The 23,050-nt window shown below is 42.5% G+C and carries 35 protein-coding genes and 1 pseudogene; 35 read left to right on the top strand and 1 reads right to left on the bottom strand.

The features are described 5' to 3' along the window. Positions 1-133 precede the first annotated feature (133 nt). The 30 genes and pseudogenes from E0H89_RS13605 (at position 134) to E0H89_RS13460 (ending at position 16,379) form a co-directional block, all read left to right on the top strand. Positions 134-871 (top strand): type 1 glutamine amidotransferase, encoded by a 738-nt coding sequence (locus E0H89_RS13605; protein WP_131217798.1) that lies wholly within the window; start codon positions 134-136, stop codon positions 869-871. 258 nt (positions 872-1,129) lie between these two features. Continuing rightward, positions 1,130-1,441, top strand: a complete 312-nt coding sequence (rpsJ, locus tag E0H89_RS13600) for a 30S ribosomal protein S10 (protein WP_000070912.1) — start codon at positions 1,130-1,132, stop codon at positions 1,439-1,441. A 60-nt stretch (positions 1,442-1,501) separates the two neighbouring features. After that, the gene (rplC, locus tag E0H89_RS13595; RefSeq protein WP_131217797.1) at positions 1,502-2,140 is read left to right on the top strand and encodes a 50S ribosomal protein L3; all 639 of its coding nucleotides are present in this window, start codon (positions 1,502-1,504) and stop codon (positions 2,138-2,140) included. Positions 2,141-2,151: 11 nt separating this feature from the next. Further along, the gene (rplD, locus tag E0H89_RS13590; protein WP_131217796.1) at positions 2,152-2,754 is read left to right on the top strand and encodes a 50S ribosomal protein L4; all 603 of its coding nucleotides are present in this window, start codon (positions 2,152-2,154) and stop codon (positions 2,752-2,754) included. Further along, positions 2,751-3,071 carry a 50S ribosomal protein L23 gene (rplW, locus tag E0H89_RS13585; protein ID WP_131217795.1) on the top strand — a complete coding sequence of 107 codons (321 nt, stop codon included), beginning with the start codon at positions 2,751-2,753 and terminating at the stop codon, positions 3,069-3,071. The genes rplD and rplW overlap by 4 nt, the downstream gene beginning before the upstream one ends. Positions 3,072-3,082: 11 nt before the next feature. Next, a complete protein-coding gene (rplB, locus tag E0H89_RS13580; RefSeq protein WP_067726653.1) occupies positions 3,083-3,907 on the top strand; it encodes a 50S ribosomal protein L2 in 825 nt (274 codons plus the stop codon). 19 nt (positions 3,908-3,926) lie between these two features. After that, positions 3,927-4,202: a 30S ribosomal protein S19 gene (rpsS, locus tag E0H89_RS13575; RefSeq protein WP_004281508.1), complete on the top strand. Its 276-nt coding sequence runs from the start codon at positions 3,927-3,929 to the stop codon at positions 4,200-4,202. 9 nt (positions 4,203-4,211) lie between these two features. Then, positions 4,212-4,541: a 50S ribosomal protein L22 gene (rplV, locus tag E0H89_RS13570; protein ID WP_131217794.1), complete on the top strand. Its 330-nt coding sequence runs from the start codon at positions 4,212-4,214 to the stop codon at positions 4,539-4,541. Between the two features lies 1 nt (position 4,542). Continuing rightward, positions 4,543-5,359, top strand: a pseudogene (rpsC, locus tag E0H89_RS13565) (30S ribosomal protein S3). Beyond that, positions 5,299-5,712, top strand: a complete 414-nt coding sequence (rplP, locus tag E0H89_RS13560; protein WP_067726649.1) for a 50S ribosomal protein L16 — start codon at positions 5,299-5,301, stop codon at positions 5,710-5,712. Before rpsC ends, rplP begins: the two are co-directional and overlap by 61 nt. After that, entirely contained in the window at positions 5,712-5,909 is a 198-nt protein-coding gene (rpmC, locus tag E0H89_RS13555) for a 50S ribosomal protein L29 (protein WP_005012982.1), read from the top strand. The genes rplP and rpmC overlap by 1 nt, the downstream gene beginning before the upstream one ends. Beyond that, positions 5,906-6,163 carry a 30S ribosomal protein S17 gene (gene rpsQ, locus E0H89_RS13550; RefSeq protein ID WP_131217792.1) on the top strand — a complete coding sequence of 86 codons (258 nt, stop codon included), beginning with the start codon at positions 5,906-5,908 and terminating at the stop codon, positions 6,161-6,163. Before rpmC ends, rpsQ begins: the two co-directional genes overlap by 4 nt. 91 nt (positions 6,164-6,254) lie before the next feature. Then, complete coding sequence (rplN, locus tag E0H89_RS13545) at positions 6,255-6,623, top strand: 50S ribosomal protein L14 (RefSeq protein ID WP_004650480.1); 369 nt, start codon at positions 6,255-6,257, stop codon at positions 6,621-6,623. Positions 6,624-6,632: 9 nt separating this feature from the next. Beyond that, positions 6,633-6,953: a 50S ribosomal protein L24 gene (gene rplX, locus E0H89_RS13540; protein ID WP_131217791.1), complete on the top strand. Its 321-nt coding sequence runs from the start codon at positions 6,633-6,635 to the stop codon at positions 6,951-6,953. A gap of 16 nt (positions 6,954-6,969) precedes the next feature. Next, entirely contained in the window at positions 6,970-7,506 is a 537-nt protein-coding gene (gene rplE / locus E0H89_RS13535; RefSeq protein WP_131217790.1) for a 50S ribosomal protein L5, read from the top strand. Between the two features lie 9 nt (positions 7,507-7,515). Next, a complete protein-coding gene (gene rpsN, locus E0H89_RS13530; RefSeq protein ID WP_086164635.1) occupies positions 7,516-7,821 on the top strand; it encodes a 30S ribosomal protein S14 in 306 nt (101 codons plus the stop codon). A gap of 13 nt (positions 7,822-7,834) precedes the next feature. Then, positions 7,835-8,230 (top strand): 30S ribosomal protein S8, encoded by a 396-nt coding sequence (rpsH, locus tag E0H89_RS13525; RefSeq protein ID WP_067726639.1) that lies wholly within the window; start codon positions 7,835-7,837, stop codon positions 8,228-8,230. Positions 8,231-8,243: 13 nt separating this feature from the next. Continuing rightward, positions 8,244-8,777 carry a 50S ribosomal protein L6 gene (gene rplF / locus E0H89_RS13520; protein ID WP_131217789.1) on the top strand — a complete coding sequence of 178 codons (534 nt, stop codon included), beginning with the start codon at positions 8,244-8,246 and terminating at the stop codon, positions 8,775-8,777. Between the two features lie 14 nt (positions 8,778-8,791). Beyond that, positions 8,792-9,142 carry a 50S ribosomal protein L18 gene (rplR, locus tag E0H89_RS13515; protein WP_086184234.1) on the top strand — a complete coding sequence of 117 codons (351 nt, stop codon included), beginning with the start codon at positions 8,792-8,794 and terminating at the stop codon, positions 9,140-9,142. Between the two features lie 2 nt (positions 9,143-9,144). Beyond that, the gene (rpsE, locus tag E0H89_RS13510; protein WP_086164633.1) at positions 9,145-9,642 is read left to right on the top strand and encodes a 30S ribosomal protein S5; all 498 of its coding nucleotides are present in this window, start codon (positions 9,145-9,147) and stop codon (positions 9,640-9,642) included. Positions 9,643-9,648: 6 nt separating this feature from the next. Next, entirely contained in the window at positions 9,649-9,825 is a 177-nt protein-coding gene (gene rpmD, locus E0H89_RS13505; RefSeq protein ID WP_034682838.1) for a 50S ribosomal protein L30, read from the top strand. Positions 9,826-9,828: 3 nt separating this feature from the next. Further along, entirely contained in the window at positions 9,829-10,269 is a 441-nt protein-coding gene (gene rplO / locus E0H89_RS13500; protein ID WP_067726631.1) for a 50S ribosomal protein L15, read from the top strand. 45 nt (positions 10,270-10,314) lie between these two features. Further along, positions 10,315-11,634 carry a preprotein translocase subunit SecY gene (gene secY / locus E0H89_RS13495; protein WP_171459172.1) on the top strand — a complete coding sequence of 440 codons (1,320 nt, stop codon included), beginning with the start codon at positions 10,315-10,317 and terminating at the stop codon, positions 11,632-11,634. Between the two features lie 19 nt (positions 11,635-11,653). Beyond that, positions 11,654-11,770 (top strand): 50S ribosomal protein L36, encoded by a 117-nt coding sequence (gene rpmJ / locus E0H89_RS13490; protein ID WP_000867907.1) that lies wholly within the window; start codon positions 11,654-11,656, stop codon positions 11,768-11,770. 106 nt (positions 11,771-11,876) lie between these two features. After that, positions 11,877-12,233 carry a 30S ribosomal protein S13 gene (gene rpsM, locus E0H89_RS13485; protein ID WP_053579520.1) on the top strand — a complete coding sequence of 119 codons (357 nt, stop codon included), beginning with the start codon at positions 11,877-11,879 and terminating at the stop codon, positions 12,231-12,233. A gap of 19 nt (positions 12,234-12,252) precedes the next feature. Then, on the top strand, positions 12,253-12,639 hold the full coding sequence (gene rpsK / locus E0H89_RS13480; RefSeq protein WP_001040166.1) for a 30S ribosomal protein S11: 387 nt from the start codon (positions 12,253-12,255) through the stop codon (positions 12,637-12,639). A 12-nt stretch (positions 12,640-12,651) separates the two neighbouring features. Continuing rightward, positions 12,652-13,275 (top strand): 30S ribosomal protein S4, encoded by a 624-nt coding sequence (rpsD, locus tag E0H89_RS13475; protein WP_131217788.1) that lies wholly within the window; start codon positions 12,652-12,654, stop codon positions 13,273-13,275. A gap of 18 nt (positions 13,276-13,293) precedes the next feature. Further along, a complete protein-coding gene (locus tag E0H89_RS13470; RefSeq protein WP_004650465.1) occupies positions 13,294-14,301 on the top strand; it encodes a DNA-directed RNA polymerase subunit alpha in 1,008 nt (335 codons plus the stop codon). Positions 14,302-14,319: 18 nt separating this feature from the next. Continuing rightward, positions 14,320-14,685, top strand: a complete 366-nt coding sequence (gene rplQ, locus E0H89_RS13465; RefSeq protein ID WP_067726622.1) for a 50S ribosomal protein L17 — start codon at positions 14,320-14,322, stop codon at positions 14,683-14,685. Between the two features lie 203 nt (positions 14,686-14,888). Then, a complete protein-coding gene (locus E0H89_RS13460) occupies positions 14,889-16,379 on the top strand; it encodes a flavin-containing monooxygenase (protein WP_131217787.1) in 1,491 nt (496 codons plus the stop codon). A gap of 47 nt (positions 16,380-16,426) precedes the next feature. Here the strand turns inward: E0H89_RS13460 and E0H89_RS13455 are convergent, their stop codons facing one another. After that, positions 16,427-17,599, bottom strand: a complete 1,173-nt coding sequence (locus E0H89_RS13455; RefSeq protein ID WP_131217821.1) for an acyl-CoA dehydrogenase family protein — start codon at positions 17,597-17,599, stop codon at positions 16,427-16,429. 187 nt (positions 17,600-17,786) lie between these two features. On the opposite strand from E0H89_RS13455, the gene E0H89_RS13450 reads away from it, so the two are divergent. The 5 genes from E0H89_RS13450 to E0H89_RS13430 all read left to right on the top strand — a co-directional run bounded on the left by E0H89_RS13450 (position 17,787) and on the right by E0H89_RS13430 (position 23,032). Then, positions 17,787-18,044 carry an FAD assembly factor SdhE gene (locus E0H89_RS13450; RefSeq protein ID WP_131217786.1) on the top strand — a complete coding sequence of 86 codons (258 nt, stop codon included), beginning with the start codon at positions 17,787-17,789 and terminating at the stop codon, positions 18,042-18,044. After that, on the top strand, positions 18,037-18,423 hold the full coding sequence (locus tag E0H89_RS13445; protein ID WP_131217785.1) for a hypothetical protein: 387 nt from the start codon (positions 18,037-18,039) through the stop codon (positions 18,421-18,423). Before E0H89_RS13450 ends, E0H89_RS13445 begins: the two co-directional genes overlap by 8 nt. Before the next feature lie 517 nt (positions 18,424-18,940). Continuing rightward, the gene (locus E0H89_RS13440; protein ID WP_131217784.1) at positions 18,941-19,993 is read left to right on the top strand and encodes a hypothetical protein; all 1,053 of its coding nucleotides are present in this window, start codon (positions 18,941-18,943) and stop codon (positions 19,991-19,993) included. Positions 19,994-20,079: 86 nt separating this feature from the next. After that, entirely contained in the window at positions 20,080-20,649 is a 570-nt protein-coding gene (gene rrtA / locus E0H89_RS13435; protein WP_131217783.1) for a rhombosortase, read from the top strand. A 184-nt stretch (positions 20,650-20,833) separates the two neighbouring features. After that, on the top strand, positions 20,834-23,032 hold the full coding sequence (locus E0H89_RS13430) for a TRAP transporter large permease subunit (protein ID WP_131217782.1): 2,199 nt from the start codon (positions 20,834-20,836) through the stop codon (positions 23,030-23,032). Positions 23,033-23,050 lie beyond the last annotated feature (18 nt).

The following is a 23,050-nucleotide window of genomic DNA, read 5'->3' as shown; positions in this document are numbered from 1 at the left end:
TTAGTCTTAGCTTAAGAGAAACTTGAACATTAGGCTATATAAATGCCGAAATGTATAGAAACGTTAATTTGCACATAATGTTGGCTTCATTTTTGCTAAACCTATATCAGAACACAACAATAGGCGGGAGCGCATGAAGTCGCATTTAAACGTACATTATTTTCAGCATATTGCTGGTGAAGGGTTCGGCAGTTGTTATCCATTTTTAAAACAGCACCAGGCTAAAATGAGTGCAACGGAGTTTTTTGCATTACCTGTAGATCGTCCTTTGGATATTGAAGCTTTACCCCATGTGGAAGATGTGGATTTACTCATTATTATGGGTGGGCCAATGAGTGTGAATGATGAAGCAAATTTTCCTTGGTTAAAAGTCGAAAAACGCTGGTTGCGACGTTATCTGTCGATGGGCAAACCCGCAATTGGTTTGTGTTTGGGGGCTCAGCTTATCGCTAATGCATTGGGTGCAGCGGTTAGCCGCAATGAAAAACAGGAATTAGGCTGGACTGGGGTGCGCAAAGTTAATCATGTGCCTGAAGCATGTTTTGAATTGCCAGCGCAATTTAATGTGATGCAATGGCATAGTGAAACCTTTGAAATACCGAAAGGGGCGATTCATTTAGCCGAAAATGATGTTTGCCGAAACCAGATGTACCAAATTGGCAAAAATGTCTTGGGATTCCAGTTTCATCCAGAGATTACACCAGAAACATTAAAACTGTTTTTAGAAAATAATGAAGAGCGGGTAAATTTTACAGGAGAGTATGTACAATCTGAACAACAATTAAAAAAGTCGCCAAAAATTAATTTTATTCAAGGAAATCAAATATTAAATAAAGCAATAGAGTATGTTTTGCAAAATACTGCATGTTGATTTATTTTTAAACAATGTTACAAATTTATAATGTCAGAAAACCACTAAAAAGCACAAAAGAGATTTGCTTAAGCGTTAAACAGTGGCTATAATGAGCGGCCCTTTAATGAAAGGGGTTAACTACGAATAAAGTAGTTAATATCGTGACAGTCGTGGCATCGATCATGACCTTAGTGATTTTCACTGCCTTTGACACTTACCAATAGGTGAGATGCGTCAGAGGTGATTCTTTATATTTTTGGCTTGGAGTTTACTGGTATGTCTAACCAGAGAATCCGTATCCGTTTGAAGTCTTTTGATCATCGTTTAATTGATCAATCTGCTCAAGAGATCGTAGAAACAGCAAAACGCACTGGCGCACAAGTTTGTGGTCCAATTCCGATGCCTACACGCATCGAACGTTTTAACGTTCTAACTTCACCGCACGTTAACAAAGACGCGCGTGACCAGTATGAAATCCGCACTTACAAGCGCTTGATCGACATCGTTCAACCAACAGACAAAACTGTTGATGCATTGATGAAATTAGATCTTGCAGCTGGTGTTGATGTTCAGATCGCATTGGGTTAAGGCTTTCGGGTTAATTAACACTCTAAGTTAATTAAGCCGCTTTTTTAGAGGTTTATGCACATGGCTATTGGTTTAGTCGGTCGCAAGTGCGGTATGACACGTATCTTTACAGATGCTGGTGTTTCTGTACCTGTTACAGTGATTGAGGTTGATCCTAACCGCATCACTCAAATCAAAACGCTTGAAACTGATGGTTATCAAGCGATTCAAATCACTACTGGTGAGCGTCGCGAATCTCGCGTAACTAATCCTCAGAAAGGTCACTTCGCTAAAGCGGGTGTTGCTGCTGGTCGTTTAGTTAAAGAATTCCGCGCTACAGAAGCTGATCTTGAAGGTCGTGAAGTTGGTGGTTCTCTTACTGTTGAATTGTTCTCAGTTGGTCAAGTTGTTGACGTAACGGGTCAATCTAAAGGTAAAGGTTTCCAAGGTGGTGTTAAGCGTTGGAATTTCCGTACGCAAGACGCAACTCACGGTAACTCACTATCTCACCGTGTTCTAGGTTCTACTGGTCAAAACCAGACTCCTGGTCGCGTGTTCAAAGGCAAAAAAATGGCTGGCCATTTAGGTGCTGAACGCGTAACTGTACAGGGTCTTGAAATCGTTTCTATCGACACTGAACGTTCAGTTCTTGTTGTTAAAGGCGCGATTCCTGGTGCTACTGGTGGCGACGTTATCGTTCGTCCTACGATCAAGGCCTGAGGGGAAATATTGTGAATTTAAATACTGTTTCCGGCTCTGCTGTTGAATTGTCTGAAGTTGCTTTCGGACGTGAGTTTAACGAAGCTCTTGTACACCAAGTTGTTACAGCTTACTTAGCTGGTGGTCGTCAAGGTTCTAAAGCTCAAAAATCGCGTGGCGATGTATCTGGCGGTGGTAAAAAACCTTTCCGTCAAAAAGGTACGGGTCGTGCGCGTGCTGGTTCTATTCGTAGCCCGATCTGGGTTGGTGGTGGTAAAACTTTTGCTGCCCGTCCACAAGATTGGTCTCAAAAAGTTAACCGTAAAATGTACCGCGGTGCTATGCAATGCATCCTAGCTGAACTTGTTCGTCAAGATCGCTTAGTTTTAGTTGAAGATTTTGCTGTTGCAGCTCCAAAAACTAAAGAATTGCTTGCAAAACTTAACGACTTGAATGCGACTCGTGCATTAATCGTTACTGATGCTGTTGATGAGAACTTGTATCTTGCTGCTCGTAACATTCCACACGTTGATGTGGTTGATGCTGCTGCAATTGATCCTGTTAGCTTGATCGCGTTCGATAAAGTTGTTATGTCTGTAGCTGCTGCTAAGAAAATTGAGGTAGAACTCGGATGAACAACGAACGTATCTATCAAGTCCTACAAGGACCTGTATTCTCAGAAAAAGCACAAGTTTTAGGTGAAGCTGCTGGTGTTCAAGTTTTTAAAGTTGCTATCAATGCAAATAAACTTGAAATCAAAAAAGCAGTGGAACAACTCTTTGGTGTGGAAGTTGTTAAAGTTAACACAACGATCACTAAAGGTAAGACTAAACGCTTTGGTAAAACATTGGGACGTCGTTCTGATGTTAAAAAAGCATACGTCACCCTGAAAGCTGGCCAAGAAGTTGAAATGGCTGACTTGGGCGATACCGCTGAAAGCGCAGCGGAATAAGGACGAGAATTATGCCTATTCAAAAATGTAAGCCAACGTCACCAGGACGTCGCTTTGTAGAGAAAGTCGTTCATGACCATCTTCACAAAGGCGCGCCTTATGCACCGTTGGTTGAAGCTAAAAAACGTACTGGTGGTCGTAATAACAACGGTCACATTACGACTCGTCACGTTGGTGGCGGTCATAAGCAGAACTACCGTATTGTTGACTTCAAACGTAACAAAGATGGTATTCCTGCAACTGTAGAGCGTATCGAATACGATCCTAACCGTACTGCACACATTGCTTTGGTATTGTATGCGGATGGTGAGCGTCGTTATATCATCGCTCCTAAAGGTTTACGCGCTGGTGATAAAGTACAGTCTGGTAACGATGCTCCAATTCGTCCAGGTAACTGCTTACCACTTCGTAACATGCCTATCGGTTCTACTCTTCACAACATCGAACTTAAAATCGGTAAAGGCGCGCAATTAGCTCGTTCAGCTGGTACTTCTGTTCAGTTGTTGGGTCGTGACGGTTCTTACGCAATTGTTCGTCTACGTTCTGGCGAAATGCGTAAAATTCACGTTGAATGCCGTGCAGTTCTTGGTGAAGTTTCTAACCAGGAAAGCAACCTTCGTTCACTCGGTAAAGCGGGTGCTTCACGCTGGCGTGGCGTTCGTCCTACCGTACGTGGTATGGCGATGAACCCAGTTGACCATCCACATGGTGGTGGTGAAGGGCGTAACAAAGGTATTCAACCTGTAAGCCCATGGGGTCAAAAAGCTAAAGGGTACAAGACACGTACCAACAAGCGTACGACTAAGATGATCATTCGCGACCGTCGCGTTAAGTAACAAGTAAAGGAATCTGACAATGCCTCGTTCTCTGAAAAAAGGCCCATTCGTCGATGCGCACTTGTTCGCTAAGGTTGAAGCGGCTATCGCGGCTAATAACCGTAAGCCGATCAAAACTTGGTCGCGTCGTTCGATGATACTCCCAGATTTTGTTGGTTTAACAATTTCTGTTCATAATGGTCGTAACCATGTTCCGGTAATTGTGTCTGAACATATGGTTGGTCATAAACTCGGTGAATTCGCGCCAACTCGTACCTATCGTGGTCACGGTGTTGACAAGAAATCTAAACGTTAAGGTGCTATGATGGAAGTTACTGCTAAATTACGCGGTGCCGCTATCTCGGCACAAAAAGCACGTTTGGTTGCAGATTTGATTCGTGGCAAGTCTATTGCTCACGCTCTAAACATCTTGAACTTCAGCAACAAAAAAGCTGCAGTTTTAGTGAAAAAAGCGTTGGAATCTGCAATTGCAAACGCTGAACATAATAACAGTTTAGATGTAGACGACCTTAAAGTTGCTACGATTTACGTTGATGAAGGCACTAGCCTTAAACGTATTATGCCACGTGCTAAAGGCCGTGCAGATCGTATCACTAAGCGTACTTGTCACATCACCGTTAAGGTAGGGGTTTGATATGGGTCAGAAGGTTCATCCAATCGGTATCCGCCTAGGTGTTGTGAAACGTCATAACGCTAACTGGTATGCGAATCCGAAACAATACGCTGAATATTTGCTTAAAGATCTTCAAGTTCGTGAGTTTTTAACTAAAAAACTTAAGAATGCGATGGTTAGCAAAATTCTTATCGAACGTCCTACAGGCGCTGCTAAAATTACAATTAGTACTGCTCGTCCAGGTATCGTAATCGGTAAAAAAGGCGAAGATATTGAGAAATTACAACGCGAATTAACATCTATTATGGGTGTTCCTGCGCAAGTAAGTATCAACGAAATCGACCGCCCAGACTTAGACGCTCGTTTAGTTGCTGAAGCTATCGCTTCTCAATTAGAAAAACGTGTAATGTTCCGTCGTGCTATGAAGCGTGCGGTTCAAAACTCTATGCGTGCTGGTGCTAAAGGTATTAAAGTTGAAGTTTCTGGTCGTTTAGGTGGTGCTGAGATTGCCCGTACTGAATGGTATCGTGAAGGTCGTGTACCTTTGCATACACTTCGTGCTGACATCGACTACTCATCTGTACGTGCTGAAACTACTTACGGTACGATCGGTGTTAAAGTTTGGGTATTCCGCGGCGAGATTTTAGGTGGCATGAAACAAGTCATGAACCCTGCTCCTGCTGAAGAACGTCCAGCTAAACGCGGTCGCGGTCGTGGTGAGGGTCAGGAGCGTCGTGGTCGTCGCAATGATCGTTCTGCTGAAAAAGGAGAATAATCCATGTTGCAACCTAAACGTACTAAGTTCCGTAAGGTACAAAAAGGCCGTAACACTGGTCTAGCGCATCGTGGTAGCACTGTATCTTTCGGTACTATTGCACTTAAATCTCTCGAGCGTGGTCAAATGACTGCTCGTCAAATTGAAGCTGCGCGTCGTACAATCAGCCGTCGTGTAAAACGTGGTGGTAAGATCTTTATCCGTGTTTTCCCGGACAAACCAATTACTGAAAAACCATTAGAAGTTCGTATGGGTAAAGGTAAAGGTTCTGTGGAATACTGGGTTTGCCAAATCAAACCAGGTAAGATCTTGTACGAAATGGATGGTGTTAGCGAAGAATTGGCACGTGAAGCGTTTACGCTTGCAGCTGCTAAGCTTCCGTTTAAAACCACTATCGTTACTAAGACGGTGATGTAATGAAAACTAATGATCTACGTGAAAAATCGGTAGAAGAGTTGACAGCTTTGCTTGATGAGCAACAGCTTAACCAATTCCGTCTTCGTATGGCTAAAGCAACTGGTCAATTGGGTAAATCGCATGAAGTTGCGCTTACTCGTAAGACTATTGCTCGTATTAAGACACTCCTTACCGAAAAACAGGGGAACGGACAATGAGTGAACAAACAGTTCGCACGTTAACTGGCAAAGTCGTAAGCGACAAGATGGATAAATCTATTGTTGTACTTATTGAACGCCGCGTTCAACACCCGTTGTATGGCAAATTAATCCGCCGTTCAACTAAATTACACGCTCATGATGAGAACAATGTTGCTAAAACTGGCGACTTGGTAACCATTAAAGAAAGCCGCCCAATTTCTAAAACTAAGTCTTGGACTCTAGTTGAAGTTGTTGAAGCAGCTGCTGAGTAATTAACGTTCTTGTTGCATCATCGGTTGATTTCGAGTACTCTTTGAGCCTTTCGAAATTTCGACCGGTGTTGCTCGGTTTTGGAGTAGGGCAATGATTCAGACCGAAAGTATGCTCGACGTAGCAGACAACAGTGGTGCACGCCGCGTACAATGTATTAAAGTACTTGGTGGCTCGCATCGTCGTTATGCTTCAGTTGGCGACATTATTAAAGTTACTGTAAAAGAAGCTATTCCTCGCGGTCGTGTTAAAAAAGGCGACGTGATGAATGCTGTAGTTGTACGTACGAAATTCGGTGTACGTCGTCCGGATGGTTCTATCATCCGTTTTGATGACAATGCTGCTGTGATTTTGAACAACAACAAAGCGCCGATTGCAACTCGTATTTTCGGACCAGTGACTCGTGAACTTCGTACTGAACAGTTCATGAAAATCATTTCATTGGCTCCTGAAGTTCTATAAGAGGCACTCATGGCTAAGATTAAAAAAGGCGATCAAATTATTGTGATCGCAGGTAAAGAAAAAGGCAAACAGGGAACTGTTCTGTCTGTTTCAAATGATCGTGTTAAGGTTGAAGGCCTTAACTTGGTTAAGAAGCATCAAAAGCCGAACCGAGCTACTGGCGCTGAAGGCAGCATCGTAACTCAGGAAGCTACGCTTCATATCTCAAACGTGGCAGTTTTTAATGCTACAACCCAAAAGGCTGACCGTGTTGGTTACCAATTTGATGCTGAAGGCGTGAAAACTCGCGTATTCAAATCAAATGGTGAATCAGTGGCGGTAGCGAAGTAATAGGTTGATATAGGCCATGGCCAGACTTAAAACACGTTACAACGAAGAACTTAAAGCTCAATTGTTAGAAACTTTGGGCGTTAAGAATGTGATGGAAATTCCACGCATTACAAAAATTACCATCAACATGGGTGTTGGTGCTGCATCAGCTGACAAGAAATTGTTAGACGGCGCTCTTTCTGATATGCAAGCAATTGCTGGTCAAAAACCAGTACTTACTTTAGCTCGTAAATCAATCGCAGGTTTTAAAATCCGTGATGGTTGGCCGATTGGTTGTAAAGTTACTTTACGCGGCGAACGTATGTACGAATTCTTAGACCGTTTGATCTCTATTGCGATCCCTCGTATTCGTGACTTCCGCGGTTTTTCTGCGAAATCATTTGATGGTCGTGGTAACTACTCGATGGGTCTCAAGGAGCAAATCATGTTCCCTGAAATCGATTTCGATAAGATTGATCGTATTCGTGGTATGGATATTACCATTACTACGACTGCTCGCACCGATGACGAAGGCCGTGCGCTTATGCGTGCATTCGGCTTCCCGTTCAAATAAGAGGTCGATATGGCTAAGAAAGGTATGATTAATCGCGAATTGAAACGCGAAGCTACTGTTGCTAAATTTGCTGCAAAGCGTGCTGAATTAAAAGCAATCATTGCAAATGTAAATGCATCAGAAGAAGAACGTTTCGAAGCGATGATGAAATTTCAAGCATTACCACGTAATGCGTCTCCAGTACGTCTTCGTAACCGTTGTGGTTTAACTGGTCGTCCTCATGGTTACTTCCGTAAGTTCGGCTTAAGCCGTAACAAATTACGTGAAACAGTAATGCAAGGTGATGTACCGGGCGTTGTTAAGGCAAGCTGGTAAGGAGCGACTATAAATGAGTATGCAAGATACCGTTGCCGACATGTTAACCCGTGTTCGTAACGCACAAATGGCTAAGAAACAAACTGTTTCTATGCCTAACTCTAAGTTGAAGGTTGCTATTGCTAACGTTCTTCAACAAGAAGGTTACATTTCTAACGTAGAAGTTGCTGATGCCGAAGGCAAAGCAACTTTAACAATTACGTTAAAATATTTTGAAGGCAAACCAGTTATCGAAACTGTGAAACGCGTAAGCCGTCCAGGTCTACGTCAATATCGCGGTAAAGATGCACTTCCGAGCGTTAAGCAAGGTTTAGGTATTGCAATTGTTTCTACAAGCAAAGGCATCATGACTGATCGCGCAGCACGTTCTGCTGGTATCGGTGGTGAAGTTATTGCTTTTGTTTCTTAATAGGTGAATCCTCATGTCTCGTGTGGCTAAAGCCCCAGTAACTGTGCCTAACGGTGTTACAGTTACTCAGAACGGCCGGCAGGTCGAAGTGAAAGGCAGTAAAGGTACATTGTCTTTCAACCTGCATGCGCTGGTCGAGCTAAAACAGGAAGAAGGTCAGCTTAATATTGCTCCAGTTAAAGAATCGAAAGATTCTTGGATGCAAGCTGGTACTGCTCGCGCTGTGCTTAACAACCTTGTAAAAGGTGTAAGTGAAGGCTTCGAACGTAAGTTACAACTAATCGGTGTTGGTTATAAAGCTGCGGTTAAAGGTGATGTTGTTCATCTTAACCTAGGTTATTCCCACCCAATCGATTATAAACTTCCTGAAGGTGTAACTGCTGAAACTCCAACTGCTACTGAAATCATTTTGAAATCAGCAAGCAAACATATGTTGGGTCAAGTAGCTGCAGATATCCGTTCATATCGTGAACCAGAGCCTTATAAAGGTAAAGGTGTTCGTTATTCGGATGAAGTTGTTCTTCGTAAAGAAGCTAAGAAGAAATAAGGCGCGAGGTTCTTATGAACGAAAAGAAACAATCCCGTTTGCGTCGTGCGAAAAGCACACGCTTGCACATTCGTGCATTGGGTGCGACTCGCTTGTGTGTAAACCGCACTCCGCGTCACATCTATGCTCAAGTTATTTCAGCAGATGGTGGCAAAGTTTTAGCGCAAGCTTCAACTTTAGATGCTACTTTACGTGCTGGCACAACTGGTAACGTTGAAGCAGCTCAAAAAGTAGGTGCTTTAATCGCAGAACGTGCTAAAGCAGCTGGTGTATCAAAAGTTGCATTTGACCGTTCTGGTTTTAAATATCATGGTCGTATCAAAGCCTTGGCTGATGCTGCTCGTGAAAACGGCTTGGAGTTCTAATCATGGCTAAAGTTGAACAAAACGAAGGTCTTGTTGAAAAGCTGGTTGCCGTTGATCGTGTAGCCAAAGTTGTTAAGGGTGGTCGTATCTTCTCTTTCACAGCATTAACTGTTGTGGGTGATGGTAATGGTCGCGTAGGTTTTGGTCGTGGTAAAGCACGTGAAGTTCCAGCTGCTATTTCTAAAGCACTTGAAGCTGCTCGTCGCAACATGATTACTGTTGATCTTGTTAACGGTACTGTGCAACACCCTATTAATGCTCGTCACGGTGCAAGCCGCGTTTACATGCAACCTGCTTCTGAAGGTACTGGTGTAATTGCTGGTGGTGCTATGCGTGCAGTTCTAGAAGCTGTTGGCGTACATAACGTATTGACAAAATGCTACGGTTCTACAAATGCTGCTAACGTAGTTAACGCAACTTTCAAAGGTTTGCGTGATATGACTTCTCCTGAGAAAGTCGCTGCGAAACGTGGTCTTACTGTTGAACAAATTCAAGGGTAATCAATCATGAAAACGATTAAAGTTACCCAGACTAAATCTTCATCGCATCGCTTGAAAAATCACAAGCTTAGCCTTCAAGGTTTAGGTCTGCGTCGTATTGGTCATACTGTAGAAGTGCAAGATACGCCTTCTAACCGCGGTATGATCAACCAAGTCTACTATATGGTTAGTGTAGAGGAATAAGCCATGACTCTGCGTTTAAATACTATTGCACCTGCAGAAGGTGCTAAGCGTGACAACCTTCGTCTAGGCCGTGGTATCGGTTCTGGCGTTGGTAAGACCGGTGGCCGTGGTGTCAAAGGTCAAAATTCGCGTAAGAGCGGTGGTACACGTCCAGGTTTCGAAGGCGGTCAAACTGCGTTATATCGTCGTTTGCCTAAATTCGGCTTCACTAGCCAATTGGCTTTGAAAACTGCTGAAGTACGTTTATCTGAGCTTGCTAAAGTTGAAGGTGACATCGTTTCACTTGAAACTTTAAAAGCAGCGAATGTTGTACGTAGAGATATGACTCGTGCTCGTATCGTACTTTCTGGTGATATTACTCGTGCATTCACTATTCAAGGTGTTGCATTGACTAAAGGCGCTAAAGCTGCTGTTGAAGCTGCTGGCGGCAAAGTCGAGGAGTAATCGCTAGTGTCTATGTCTCCTAGTTCTTCAGGTCATGTCAACATGATGAAAGGGCAGCCATTTCATGTGAAATATCGTGAAATAATTCGCCGAATGATGTTCCTTATTGGTGCATTAATGGTCTTTCGACTAGGAGCACATATTCCAGTACCAGGCATTAATAATGCTGCACTTGAAAATCTTTTTAATGCAAACCAGGGTACTATCCTTGGTTTGTTTAACATGTTTTCTGGTGGTGCATTAGAGCGGATGTCAATTCTTGCTTTAGGGATCATGCCTTACATTTCTGCTTCAATTATTGTGCAGTTAATGTCTACGGTTGTTCCTTCGCTGGAAGCTTTAAAGAAAGAAGGCGAGCAAGGTAAGCGTAAGATTAATCAATATACGCGACAAGGTACATTGTTGCTGGCACTTGTGCAGTCTGTAGGGATGTGTGCAGGGCTTATTAGTCAAGGAATTACTTTGACTGGAGGCCTGGCTTTTTACATTCCTGCCGTAACTTCACTGGTCGCGGGTACGATGTTCTTGATGTGGTTGGGTGAGCAAATTACTGAACGCGGAGTAGGGAATGGTATATCCATGATCATCTTTGCGGGCATTGTTGCAGGATTGCCGAATTTAATTATGCAGTCTTTATCATCAGTAGATAATGGTCAAACAAGTCTTATCGGCTTGGCAATCTTTGGTTTATTGTCTATAGGTGTGTTAGCAGCGATTGTGTTTATTGAAAAAGCACAACGTCGCATAGCAGTCAATTACGCTCAAAAACAACAAGGTCGTCGTGTATTTACTGCACAGCAGACACATTTGCCATTAAAAATTAATATGGCGGGTGTTATCCCGGCAATTTTTGCTAGTTCATTGCTTTTGTTCCCTGCGAGCTTAGGGCAATGGGTGGGTAGTGCTGATCCTAGTGCAGGAATTATCAAACGTGGCTTGCAAGATTTGGCACTCGTGTTGTCGCCTGGACAGCCGTTGTATTTGGTGCTCTTTGGTGCGTTAATTATCTTTTTCTGTTACTTCTATACTGCGCTAGTATTTAGCCCTAAAGAAGTCGCAGAGAACTTGAAACGCAGCGGAGCTTATGTGCCTGGTATTCGTCCAGGTGAGCAAACTGCTCGTTACTTAGATCATATTCTCAATCGTTTGACCTTTATTGGCGCGATTTATATCACAGTGATTTGTTTAATGCCGATGGTGTTACAAAGCTCATTTGGTATTCCATTCTCTTTGGGTGGTACCTCTTTGCTGATCGTTGTGGTAGTCGTGATGGACTTTATGGCTCAGCTACAAGCACATCTCACCTCGCATCAATACGATAATCAAACGTTAATGAGAAAAACGACTGCTCATCCTAAGGGATAAGCGCACTTGAGGTTTCATCATGAAAGTACAAGCTTCTGTTAAAAAAATTTGTGGTAGCTGTAAAGTTATCCGTCGTAATGGGGTTATCCGCGTGATTTGTAGCGCAGAACCTCGTCATAAACAGCGTCAAGGTTAATCTGATCAAGACCTGTTGATTTCAGTAGGTGAATTGGGTTAATATCCGCCCCTCAAGGTTTTTGTCGGGCGGTTGATTATCTCTACTGCCTTTTTGGAGAAAGTGAATGGCTCGTATTGCCGGTGTAAACATTCCGGATAACAAGCATGCTGTTATCTCCCTCACGTATATTTTTGGTATTGGTCGCCACACTGCTAAGAACATCTTAGCTGCTGTAGGTATTCCAACTACTACTAAGATCCGTGAATTGGATGATGCTCAACTTGATGCGATTCGTGCAGAAATTACTAAGGTTCCGACCGAAGGTGATTTACGTCGCGAAATTTCCATGAACATTAAACGTTTAATGGATTTAGGCTGCTACCGCGGTCTTCGTCATCGTCGCAGCTTGCCTGTCCGTGGACAACGCACCAAAACTAACGCACGTACCCGTAAAGGTCCGCGCAAACCTATTAAGAAATAAGATTTCTGGAAGCTAAAAGATGGCTAAAGATACTCGCACACGCAAGAAGGTCACCCGTACCGTCTCTGAAGGTGTTGCACACATTCACGCTTCTTTTAATAACACCATTGTGACTATTACCGATCGTCAAGGTAATGCACTGGCTTGGGCCACTTCGGGTGGACAAGGCTTCCGTGGATCACGTAAATCAACTCCGTTTGCTGCTCAGGTAGCTGCTGAAGTTGCTGGTAAAGCTGCTTTAGATTACGGTTTGAAAAACTTGGACGTCCTTGTAAAAGGTCCTGGTCCCGGTCGTGAATCTGCGGTTCGTGCTTTAGGTGCAGTGGGTTATAAAATTAACAGCATTACCGATGTGACGCCAATCCCGCACAACGGTTGTCGTCCACCTAAAAAACGTCGCGTGTAAGGAGAAACATTCATGGCTCGTTATATTGGTCCAAAATGCAAACTCTCTCGCCGCGAAGGGACAGACCTGCAACTTAAATCAGGCGTTAAACCGTTTGACGTTAAGACAAAAAAACATGCAAAAGCTCCTGGCCAACATGGTCAAAGCCGCGCAAAACAATCTGAGTACTCACTACAATTACGTGAAAAACAAAAAGTACGTCGTACGTATGGTGTGTTAGAACGTCAATTTAGTAATTACTATAAAGAAGCTGCTCGTGTTAAAGGCGCAACAGGTGAAAACTTGTTGAAATTGCTAGAAAGCCGTCTTGATAACGTTGTTTATCGCATGGGTTTTGGTTCTACACGTGCAGAAGCTCGTCAGCTTGTATCTCACCGTTCAATCACTTTAAATGGTCGTCGCGTTAACATCGCTTCAATCCAAGTTAAAGCGGGTGACGTGATTGCAGTTCACGAAGGTGCTAAACAACAATTGCGTATTAAAGGCGCAATCGAGTTAGCTACTCAACGTGGTATTCCTTCTTGGATGGAAGTTGACCATTCAAAACTGGAAGGTACGTTTAAAGCTGCACCGGATCGTTCTGATTTACCTGCTGAAATCAATGAAAGCTTGATTGTAGAATTGTATTCTAAATAATCCCTTGAGGTAGCAATAATGACGCGTACTGCAAATGAGTTTCTAACTCCGCAAGCGATCAAGGTCGAAGCGGCTAGCGGGACCTCGGCAAAAGTGATTCTGGAACCATTAGAGCGTGGCTTTGGTCATACTCTGGGTAATGCTTTACGTCGTATCCTTCTTTCTTCTTTACCTGGCGCTGCTGTGGTGGAAGTTGAAATAGAAGGGGTTGAGCACGAGTACAGTACCTTGGAAGGCTTGCAGCAGGACATCGTCGAGCTCTTGCTGAACCTAAAAGGATTGTCGATTAAGCTGTTCGATCAAAACGAAGCATATTTGACATTAGAAAAACAAGGTCCTGGCGACGTAACTGCCGCCGATCTTCGTTTACCTCATAATGTTGAAGTGGTAAACCCTGAGCATTTGATTGGCACTTTAAGTGCTTCAGGCTCATTGAAAATGCGCCTGAAAGTTTCTCAAGGCCGCGGTTATGAGACTTCTGACTCACGTTTCCCAGAAGGCGAAACTCGCCCTGTAGGTCGTTTACAGTTAGATGCTTCTTATAGCCCAATCAAACGCGTGTCTTACACAGTTGAAAATGCTCGTGTGGAACAGCGTACTGACCTTGATAAATTGATCATTGATCTTGAGACCAATGGTACGGTTGATCCAGAAGAAGCTATCCGTAAAGCGGCAACAATCTTGCAACAACAAATTGCAATTTTTGTTGATCTTCAGAAAGATCAAGCTCCTGTTGCTCAAGAGCCTCGCGAAGAAGTGGATCCAATCTTGCTTCGTCCAGTAGATGATCTAGAGCTTACTGTTCGTTCTGCTAACTGTTTGAAAGCAGAAAATATTTACTACATCGGTGATTTGGTTCAACGTACTGAAGTGGAGTTGTTAAAAACTCCTAACTTAGGTAAAAAATCGTTAACTGAAATCAAAGATGTTCTGGCATCGAAAGGCTTGCAATTGGGCATGCGTTTAGAGAACTGGCCACCGGCTAGCCTCCGCATGGACGATCGCTTTGCTTATCGTAGTCGTTAATTAAGTAGGACTATCACCATGCGTCATCGTAATAGTGGTGTGAAATTAGGCCGTACAAGCAGTCATCGTAAAGCGATGTTCCAAAACATGGCTAATTCTTTGTTCGAACACGAGTTAATTAAAACTACTGTTCCTAAAGCAAAAGAATTACGTCGTGTTGCTGAGCCTTTAATCACTTTAGCTAAAGTCGATTCTGTAGCAAACCGTCGTTTGGCGTTTGCTCGTACTCGTTCAGCTGCAACTGTAGGTAAATTATTTACAGTTCTTGGCCCTCGTTACAAAGAACGTAACGGCGGCTATCTACGTGTTCTTAAAGCGGGCTTCCGTGCAGGTGATGCTGCACCGATGGCTTACGTTGAGCTAGTAGATCGCGAAGTTAAATAATTTCGCACAAAGAACTTCAGTTGTTTGAAAAAGACCGGTGTTTCACCGGTCTTTTTTTATGCCTGATTATTTTTCATAACTAGATAATTTTAAATTTTGGCCTGAACTGATATATTTTTTGTCAGATTTATTGAAACTTGACATTGTGTATTGTCAGAATTGTGGTTTAATAAAATAAAGTTCAACAAGGTTATAAAAAGAATATGGAAAAGCACATTGATATTTTGATTGTGGGCGCAGGTATTTCAGGTATTGGTCTTGCTGCACATCTTTCAAAGAATTGTCCACAACGTCAATTTGATATTATTGAGCGTCGTGAAAGTTTCGGGGGAACATGGGATTTATTTAACTATCCCGGAATTCGTTCAGACTCTGATATGTCGACCTTTGGCTTTAATTTTAAGCCGTGGCAAAAGGCCAATGTCCTCGCAGATGGGGCATCTATTAAAGGTTATTTGTCTGAAGTCGTGGATGAATACCAATTAAAAAACAAAATTCATTTTAAGCATCGTGTGCTAGCTGCAAATTATGATTCTTCAATCAGTAAGTGGGTGGTAAAAATTGAAGATGCAAATCAAAAACAACAAACCTGGATTGCCAATTTTGTCCTAGGTTGCACTGGTTACTACAACTATGACCAAGGTTTCCAACCGGATTTTCCAAATCAAGCAGCGTTTAAAGGCAAGCTCATTCATCCTCAACATTGGCCAGAAAATCTCAACTATGCAGATAAAAAAGTCGTGATTATCGGCAGTGGTGCAACTGCTATCACCTTGGTTCCGGCAATGGCGAAAGGGGGAGCAGCGCACGTCACGATGCTGCAACGTTCTCCGACTTATATTGCTTCTGTCCCTTCGATTGATTTTGTTTATGACAAAATGCGTAAAGTCTTGCCCGAAGCGCTTGCTTACAAACTAACGCGAGCCCGAAATATTGGAATGCAACGTGGTATTTATGCCCTTGCTCAAAAGCAGCCGAAATTGCTGCGTAAATTATTACTCAAATCCATTGAGATGCAGCTCAAGGGTAAAGTGGATATGAAGCACTTTACCCCATCTTATAACCCCTGGGATCAACGTCTCTGTGTAGTACCTGATGGAGATTTATTCAAGGTATTACGCTCAGGTAAAGCAAGTGTCGAAACGGATCAGATTGAGAAATTTACTGAAAATGGGATTCAGCTGAAATCAGGTCAACATTTGGATGCCGACATTATTGTCTCTGCGACAGGGCTAGAAATTCAAATTTTAGGCGGTATTAAAGCGACCATTGATGGGAAACCTATGGATACTTCTAAGCATATGTTGTATCAAGGGATAATGGTTAGCGATGTACCCAATATGGCGATGATTATCGGGTATATCAACGCATCCTGGACGCTTAAAGTTGATATTGCAGCAGAATATATTTGTCGTCTGATCAATTACATGGACAAGAGTGGCTACGACCAAGTGATTGCTCAAGGTGATCAGACTGAATTGATGGAAGATACTGTCATGGGGAGCTTATCTTCAGGTTATATTGCACGTGCAGCGGATGTAATGCCGAAACAAGGTAAACATGCGCCTTGGAACGTGACCAATAATTATCTGGCTGACCGCAAAGTATTAAAAAATGCCAGATTTGATGATGCTGTACTTAAGTTTCAAAAACACAGTACACAAGTTTCAGCTAAACCTAAATTAGTGTCTTAATTTACATGATAGATAAAAAAGGAGCATGAGCTCCTTTTTTATTTTACTTAAAGGGAACGAGAGATTAACTCTTTCATAATCTCATTGGTTCCTGCATAGATCCGGTTGGCACGGTTATCAATATAGGCTCGTGCAATCGGGTATTCCATCATGTAGCCATAGCCGCCATGCAATTGCAGACATTCATCGACAACTTTGGAAAACATCTCGGAAATTTTGTACTTCGCAGCAGCAGCTGCATCAATGCCAAGTTTTTCTTCAAGCTGTAATTCCATGCAACGGTCTAAATAAGCACGACAGAAATCAATTTCAGTACGCAATTCGGCAAGCTTGAAACGCGTATTTTGGAAAGTGCTGATCGGTTTACCAAAGGCTTGCCGCTCTTTGGTGTATTTTACCGTATGAGCGAATGCAGCTTCTGCGCCAGCTTGGCAAATGATCGCAACCAGCATGCGTTCCCAAGCCAACTCTTTCATCAGCATCATAAAACCCATGCCTTCCATACCAAGCAAATTTTCTTTAGGTACGCGGACATTATCGAAGAACAATTCACAGGTATCTTGTCCCTTCATACCAATCTTGTTGAGTGGTTTTCCTTTGCTAAAACCTGCTCGATCTGCCTCAATAATAAGTAATGATAAATTGGCAGAACCTTTATCTGCACTGCCCGTTTTGCAGACCACGATGGCCATATCGCATAAATAGCCATTGGTGATAAAGATTTTTGAACCATTAATCACATAATCTTCACCATCCAAGACCGCAGTAGTACGTACTGCTTGCAGGTCTGATCCTGTCCCGGGTTCGGTCATGGCTATCGCAGTAACCACTTCACCGCTCGCCATTTTCGGTAACCATAGCTTTTTTTGTTCTTCGTTACCGAAATTATTTAAGTAGTTGGCAACAATATCTGAGTGCAGGGAAAAGCCTGTGGATGAATCCATCGCGTAAGCTTGTTCTTCAATCAAAATCATACTGTAAAGCCGGTCAACGCCTGAGCCGCCATATGCCTCAGGCATGGTTGCACAGAGCAATCCCATATCACCGGCTTTATTCCATAATTCGCGATCAACATGTTGTTGCTGCTCATATCTTTCAATATTGGGAACCACTTCTTTTTCATAAAACTTGCGCACGGTTTCACGGAAGGCTTCATGCTCTGCTGTGAATAAATTGCGTGGCAACATGTTGGCTATTGGTCGAATCGTACCTGATTGCATTTTTATTCTGTCCATTTTCAGAGTCATTGTTGTATAGAAAGTAAAAGATCTATGAACAAGCGACAATGTGCTGAATGCTCAAATATTTAACCTAAATGATGAATTTGGTCAATTGCAGGAAATGGCTCGAAAATTGCCGCACTGATAAGGTAAACTAGCAAAAATTTGCATACTGTTGGGGAATGCTATGAGTGAAGAAATAACCTTGGAAGAACGCAAAGTCATTTACCGTGCCCGTCGTGGTTTAAAAGAAATTGATGTGTATTTTGACCCTTATGTCAAAAATCATTATTTACAAGCCGATGCAGCAGAGAAAGAAACTTTTGCTGATTTAGTAGCGCAAGAAGACCCAGACTTACTGGATTGGTTTATGGAAGTGTCTGAACCGCCACGTCCAGAGATGAAAGATTTGATTAATAAGCTGAAACATTACGTACATGGTTAATCGATCTTTTCAACTGAAACGCAGCCGCTTGGCCTTTGTGTTTCAGTTGATCATTTTTATTCTTGTGATTGCACTTTTGCAGCAACTGTTGTCGCCATGGTTATGGTTGTTTTGCGTGCTGTTGGGTGTAATGGCTTATGCCTATGGTTTAAAAGCCCCGCAACCCATGTACTTTGAACATTTAGAGGCGCGAGAGTGGTCACTCTCTAGTGTCAAATCCAGACAGATTAAACGTGTTTCGATTAGTCATATTATTGATCATCAACTTTATATTGTGGTTTATTTCCAGCATTTTCAGGAAAAACCGTTACTGATTTGGATTGATCAGTTGCCGTTAAAACAATGGAAAGCATTAAAGAAATTGGCGAAACTGATTTGATTGTTAGACAATTAAATCTTTAAAATTATAATTAAAATATTAATAATCAAATATATGTAAAATTTTAACTGAGCTTTGTAAGACAGGTTGAATATAAAATTAAGAAATATACTTATTGTTAGACAACTTTTCTTGTTAATTATTTGCACTAAATGTACATTAAATCTACCAACAGCAAATGAAGAAATCATGATGGTGATTCCAACTTGGATGTTTCTGGTGGTAGCGATTGTTTTGGCAATTGTTATTGGACGACTAGGAACAGTGCTGAAGGATCGATTTGCACAACATGAAAGCCGTTAGGCTTTTACCCCTTAATAAGTAGCATGTGCCGAACCGTCGCAATGCTACTTTTTTTTGCCCAAAAATTATAACTTCATTGAATCCAGTCAATTTTCCGAACTTCATTTCATGGCAAAGTAGCTAATCTGATTAGAGTAAATGCTCTTTTATTCAGATTTCGCATCTGATATGTTTAGTTGCTATGGACATAAACACAATTATAGAGGACAGGAAAATGTCGAGAGTCCAAAAAATATGCCAGGGTATGGCAGTTATTGCAGTTGCAAGTTCTTTATTATCAGGTTGTTCTCAAGTGGTTAAATCAGGGGCAAATATTGCACTTGGTTTTAGTGAGAAACATATTGTACCGCCTATTTTAGCAATGGATGATGCTGACATGGCGTGTAATTCGGGGAGTGCATTGACTCCAGCGATTATGTCAACCAAAGATATGGGCGCAGATCCGACCCGTATTGCCGTTCTTTTATATGCTTCATCTGGAATTTGCGCTGAAAATCAGGCACTCGAATCAGAGTTACGCTATTTACGTGCCTCAAAAGCTGGTCAAGTTTCAGAAGCTCAGGATGCCCGTATAGAACAAAAACGCTGGGCTGCGATTGCTGCGCAACGTCAATACGCAGGTTATCAGCTTCTGGAAAGTCGTTGGGAAGCAAAATATAACAAGAAACTGGGCGAAGATTGCCCGAAAATGAAGAGTGATCTGGATCAAACCGTTTATTTGATGGGGATGATTAGCGGTTTGCAAGCCATGACCAATGACATTAATTCTGGTGGGGCAATTAATGTTCCGAAAGATATTGCTGCAGTGGTTGAACGGGGCATGACATGTGTAGACAACGCCAAATTTTGGGGTGCACCCAATGCTGCTCGTGCGGTGATTTGGACGCTATTGCCAGGTGCGGGAGAAGGTAAGCCTGATCCATATCAAACCTTGAAAGAATCTGTGAAATTGGGTGAGCAAAAAGGGGTACGCTTGTCACATGCCTTATATGCCGTTGCTGCACAAGCCAGTGGGGATGATGCCAAAATTCGTGATGCATTAAAAACCTTTGCAGCTTCACGTTCAGAAGAAAAACCGGTGAATCCGCAATTTAAGCTGGTGGATAGTATGGCGAAGAATATGGTACAGGGTATTTCAGACCGATACTGGACTGAACATACCGGCATTCGTACTAGTGAGGATGGAATGCAGCGTTTCTGGGATGATAAAGAGAACACTGCAGAACTCGATGATTTATTTAATGAAGATGTGACGGCTAAATCCTGAGTTGAGTCGGTTAAAAGAGGATTTTAATTGGCCTGAATGGATGATTTTAATCTTTGATAAATCATTTTTAAATGGGGGACATGTCAATGAAAGATCAATTTCTCATCCGGAAAATTGTTTTTATTGCAATAGTGGTGTCATTTTCGGCATGTCTTCAAGTTTTCGCAGATTCATTTATATATTGGCAAGCAGGCTTGTTTCAAGAGTTTTGGCGTCTCTGGACCGGGCATTGGGTGCATGTAGGGTGGATCCATTACGCGCTGAACATGCTGGCTTTTGCCTGTTTACCTTTCATTTTCCCACGGGTAAAAGTCTGGCAGTTTGTTGCTTTACTTCTTTTACTTCCATTATTTATCAGTCTGTGTTTCTACTATTTCTTTCCTGATATTGAGGCCTATGCAGGGTTGTCGGGGGTCTTGCATGGCGCTTATGTCACGGTTGCCTGCGTACATTTGTTATATAAGAAAGAGCGTAATTTTGCAGCATTTGTCTTGTTTCTTATTCTGGCCAAATTAATTTGGGAAAATACTATCGGCAGTGTAGGGACGGCTGAACTGATTGGCAGTCCGGTATTGGTTGAGGCACATTTATTGGGAGTAATTGGGGGAGTAATTATCGCAATATTTTATATTTTATGGGATTATTTTTTTGAATAGTGATGAGATTGACATTTAAAACATAAAAGAAAATGCATATTGTCATTTTTATTCATACAGAATTGATGCAAATTTGTTCATAACAATAAAGAGATTGAATAGAGAAAGGATATTTTCTATTCGAAAGAGGAAAGTTGGTATTGCTGAACCTGTAGCAATGACCAAGATAAAAATAGGAATGCACATGCAAAATGATGAAAATAACAGATCAGGATTAGGTCTGTTACGTTATATATGGACAGAGTGGATCTCGACTTTTGTCATTCTATTACTACTTTTGCTTACCCTCATCATCGGTACTGGTGAGATGATTCATGGTCAGTTGTTACGTGTCGGCGAGCGCTTGTATGGCAATCAGGACATTGGCATGCAATATTCTTTTCTGCGCGCAGAGCCGGCATCGCCCACTTGTGACCGCCATCCCGATGTAGATGCGCAAGTCCAGAAGCAAATGAAATCCAATGCCAATGATGAATTTGCCGATATTTTTGGTACCACATCGGAAGCAGACGTACGTGCTTCAGTCTTGGCGGGACAACAACAGTGTGAAGAAAAATATCAGTTCTATGACAAAGCGGTGAAATATATTAATGATCATCCCAGCCTAAGAACGTATCGAACCATTGAAACCTCGTTCTTTGGGATTTTTAAATTTGGTACAGAAAATCGCGTCATCATTTTGTTGCTAATGGTGGTGGTCGCTGCGATTACCGCATCGGTGAAGTTTCATCATATTGGCCTGCGTGCTCCGACAACGAAACTGGATTATCGGGTTTATGCGCTGTTTATGGTGCTCGGTAATGGTTTACTGACTTCATCTGTACTTAGTCAATATCATTCAATCATCAATTCAGGTGTGACCTCGAGTTATGAAACGCTGGTGGTTTACTGGCTATGGATTTTCTTGTTTGTTAGCCTGACCGTAATTAGTTTGCTCCAGTTTATTAAGCCACCTGCAGCCAAACAAGAAGGCAAAGGAAATTTTGGCTTAGCTTTACTGAGTGTGCCTCTTTATGCCTACATGGCATTAGTGACCGGGATGGTCTTTACCTTTGTCATGGATTATCCGATGGGGCAAGGGATTTACTTGGGGATTTTAGTTGAATTTTCCGGCATTTTCTTAAACCTTGCACTGTTTATCTGGGCAGGGATGTTGCTGACCCAAACCCGGGTTATGGATTTATTCTTAGGAATTTTACGTCCGTGGAATTTGGCACCGGAAACCCTGACCTGGCTCATTTTGATTGCTGCTGCGATTCCAACTGCTTATACCGGTGCTTCAGGGATTTTTGTTGTGGCTGCAGGTGCGATTATTTATAAGGAAGTGTGGAATTCGGGTTCACGCCGTCAATATGCCTTGGCCGTATCTGCAATGTCGGGTTCACTGGGTGTGGTAATTCGTCCATGTCTACTGGTGATTTTGATTTCGATGTTGGACAGTCGCCATGTGACTTCAGATGAGCTGTTTAATCATGGTATTTACGTCTTCTGGCTCACTGCACTGATCTTCCTTGGGGTGTCACTCTATCTGGCTGAAACGCGTTTCCGTGTCAATTCACCGAAAGTTGCGGTACCAGGCATGTTGAAAGCCATTATTCCCGTGATTCCTTATATCGTAATTACGATTATCGTGATTGCTCTATATAAATATGGTCTAGACACCAAAATGGATGAATTCACTGCACCTGTGATTCTACCGATTATTTTGATTGCTTATATCATGTTTGATAAGTGGTGGGGAGATCATTTTACAACTCCGCCAGACCGCCATGCTGCGTTGGCTTTGGAACATGAAAAGCAATCGACTTTTATGCGTGAGCATACGTCGCATGCGGGAGAAAAAGCACGTGGTTTTGGTCATTCACTCTGGTTTGCATCGGCAGAAACCGTTGGACATATTGGTGCACTCATCATCTTGATGGCCTTGTCTGCCAGTGTCGGTGGCCTGATTGAACGTAGTGAAGTGGTTGAGTTATTGCCAACGCATTTGGGTAACATCTATATTTCACTCGCATTCATCGCCTTGTTACTGGCTATTATTGGCATGACCACAGACCCGTTTGGTGCAGTGATTCTGGTTGCTGCAACCATTGCACCGGTGGCTTATGAAAATGGTATTCATCCAATTCATTTCTGGATGATTGTACTGGTTGCCTTTGAGTTGGGGTATGTCACACCGCCCGTCGCCCTGAATCATCTGCTGACGCGAATGTCTGTCGGAGATGATGAGGTTCGGGCGGCCGATGCAGAGGCCAAAGCCAAATATACCAAGTTCTATTACCGCTATGAGCGCTGGTTATTGCCGATTATGGTGTTGTTCCCATCATTACTGATTGTGACCTATGCGCCGTATATTTTTAGACTGTTTGACTGGTATCAATAATTTTTAAGTGGTAACAAA

This window comes from Acinetobacter sp. ANC 3781, assembly GCF_004331285.1.
GTDB lineage: Bacteria > Pseudomonadota > Gammaproteobacteria > Pseudomonadales > Moraxellaceae > Acinetobacter.
The sequence above is the reverse complement of the archived record's forward strand: the minus strand, read 5'-3'. Positions and strand labels throughout refer to the sequence as shown.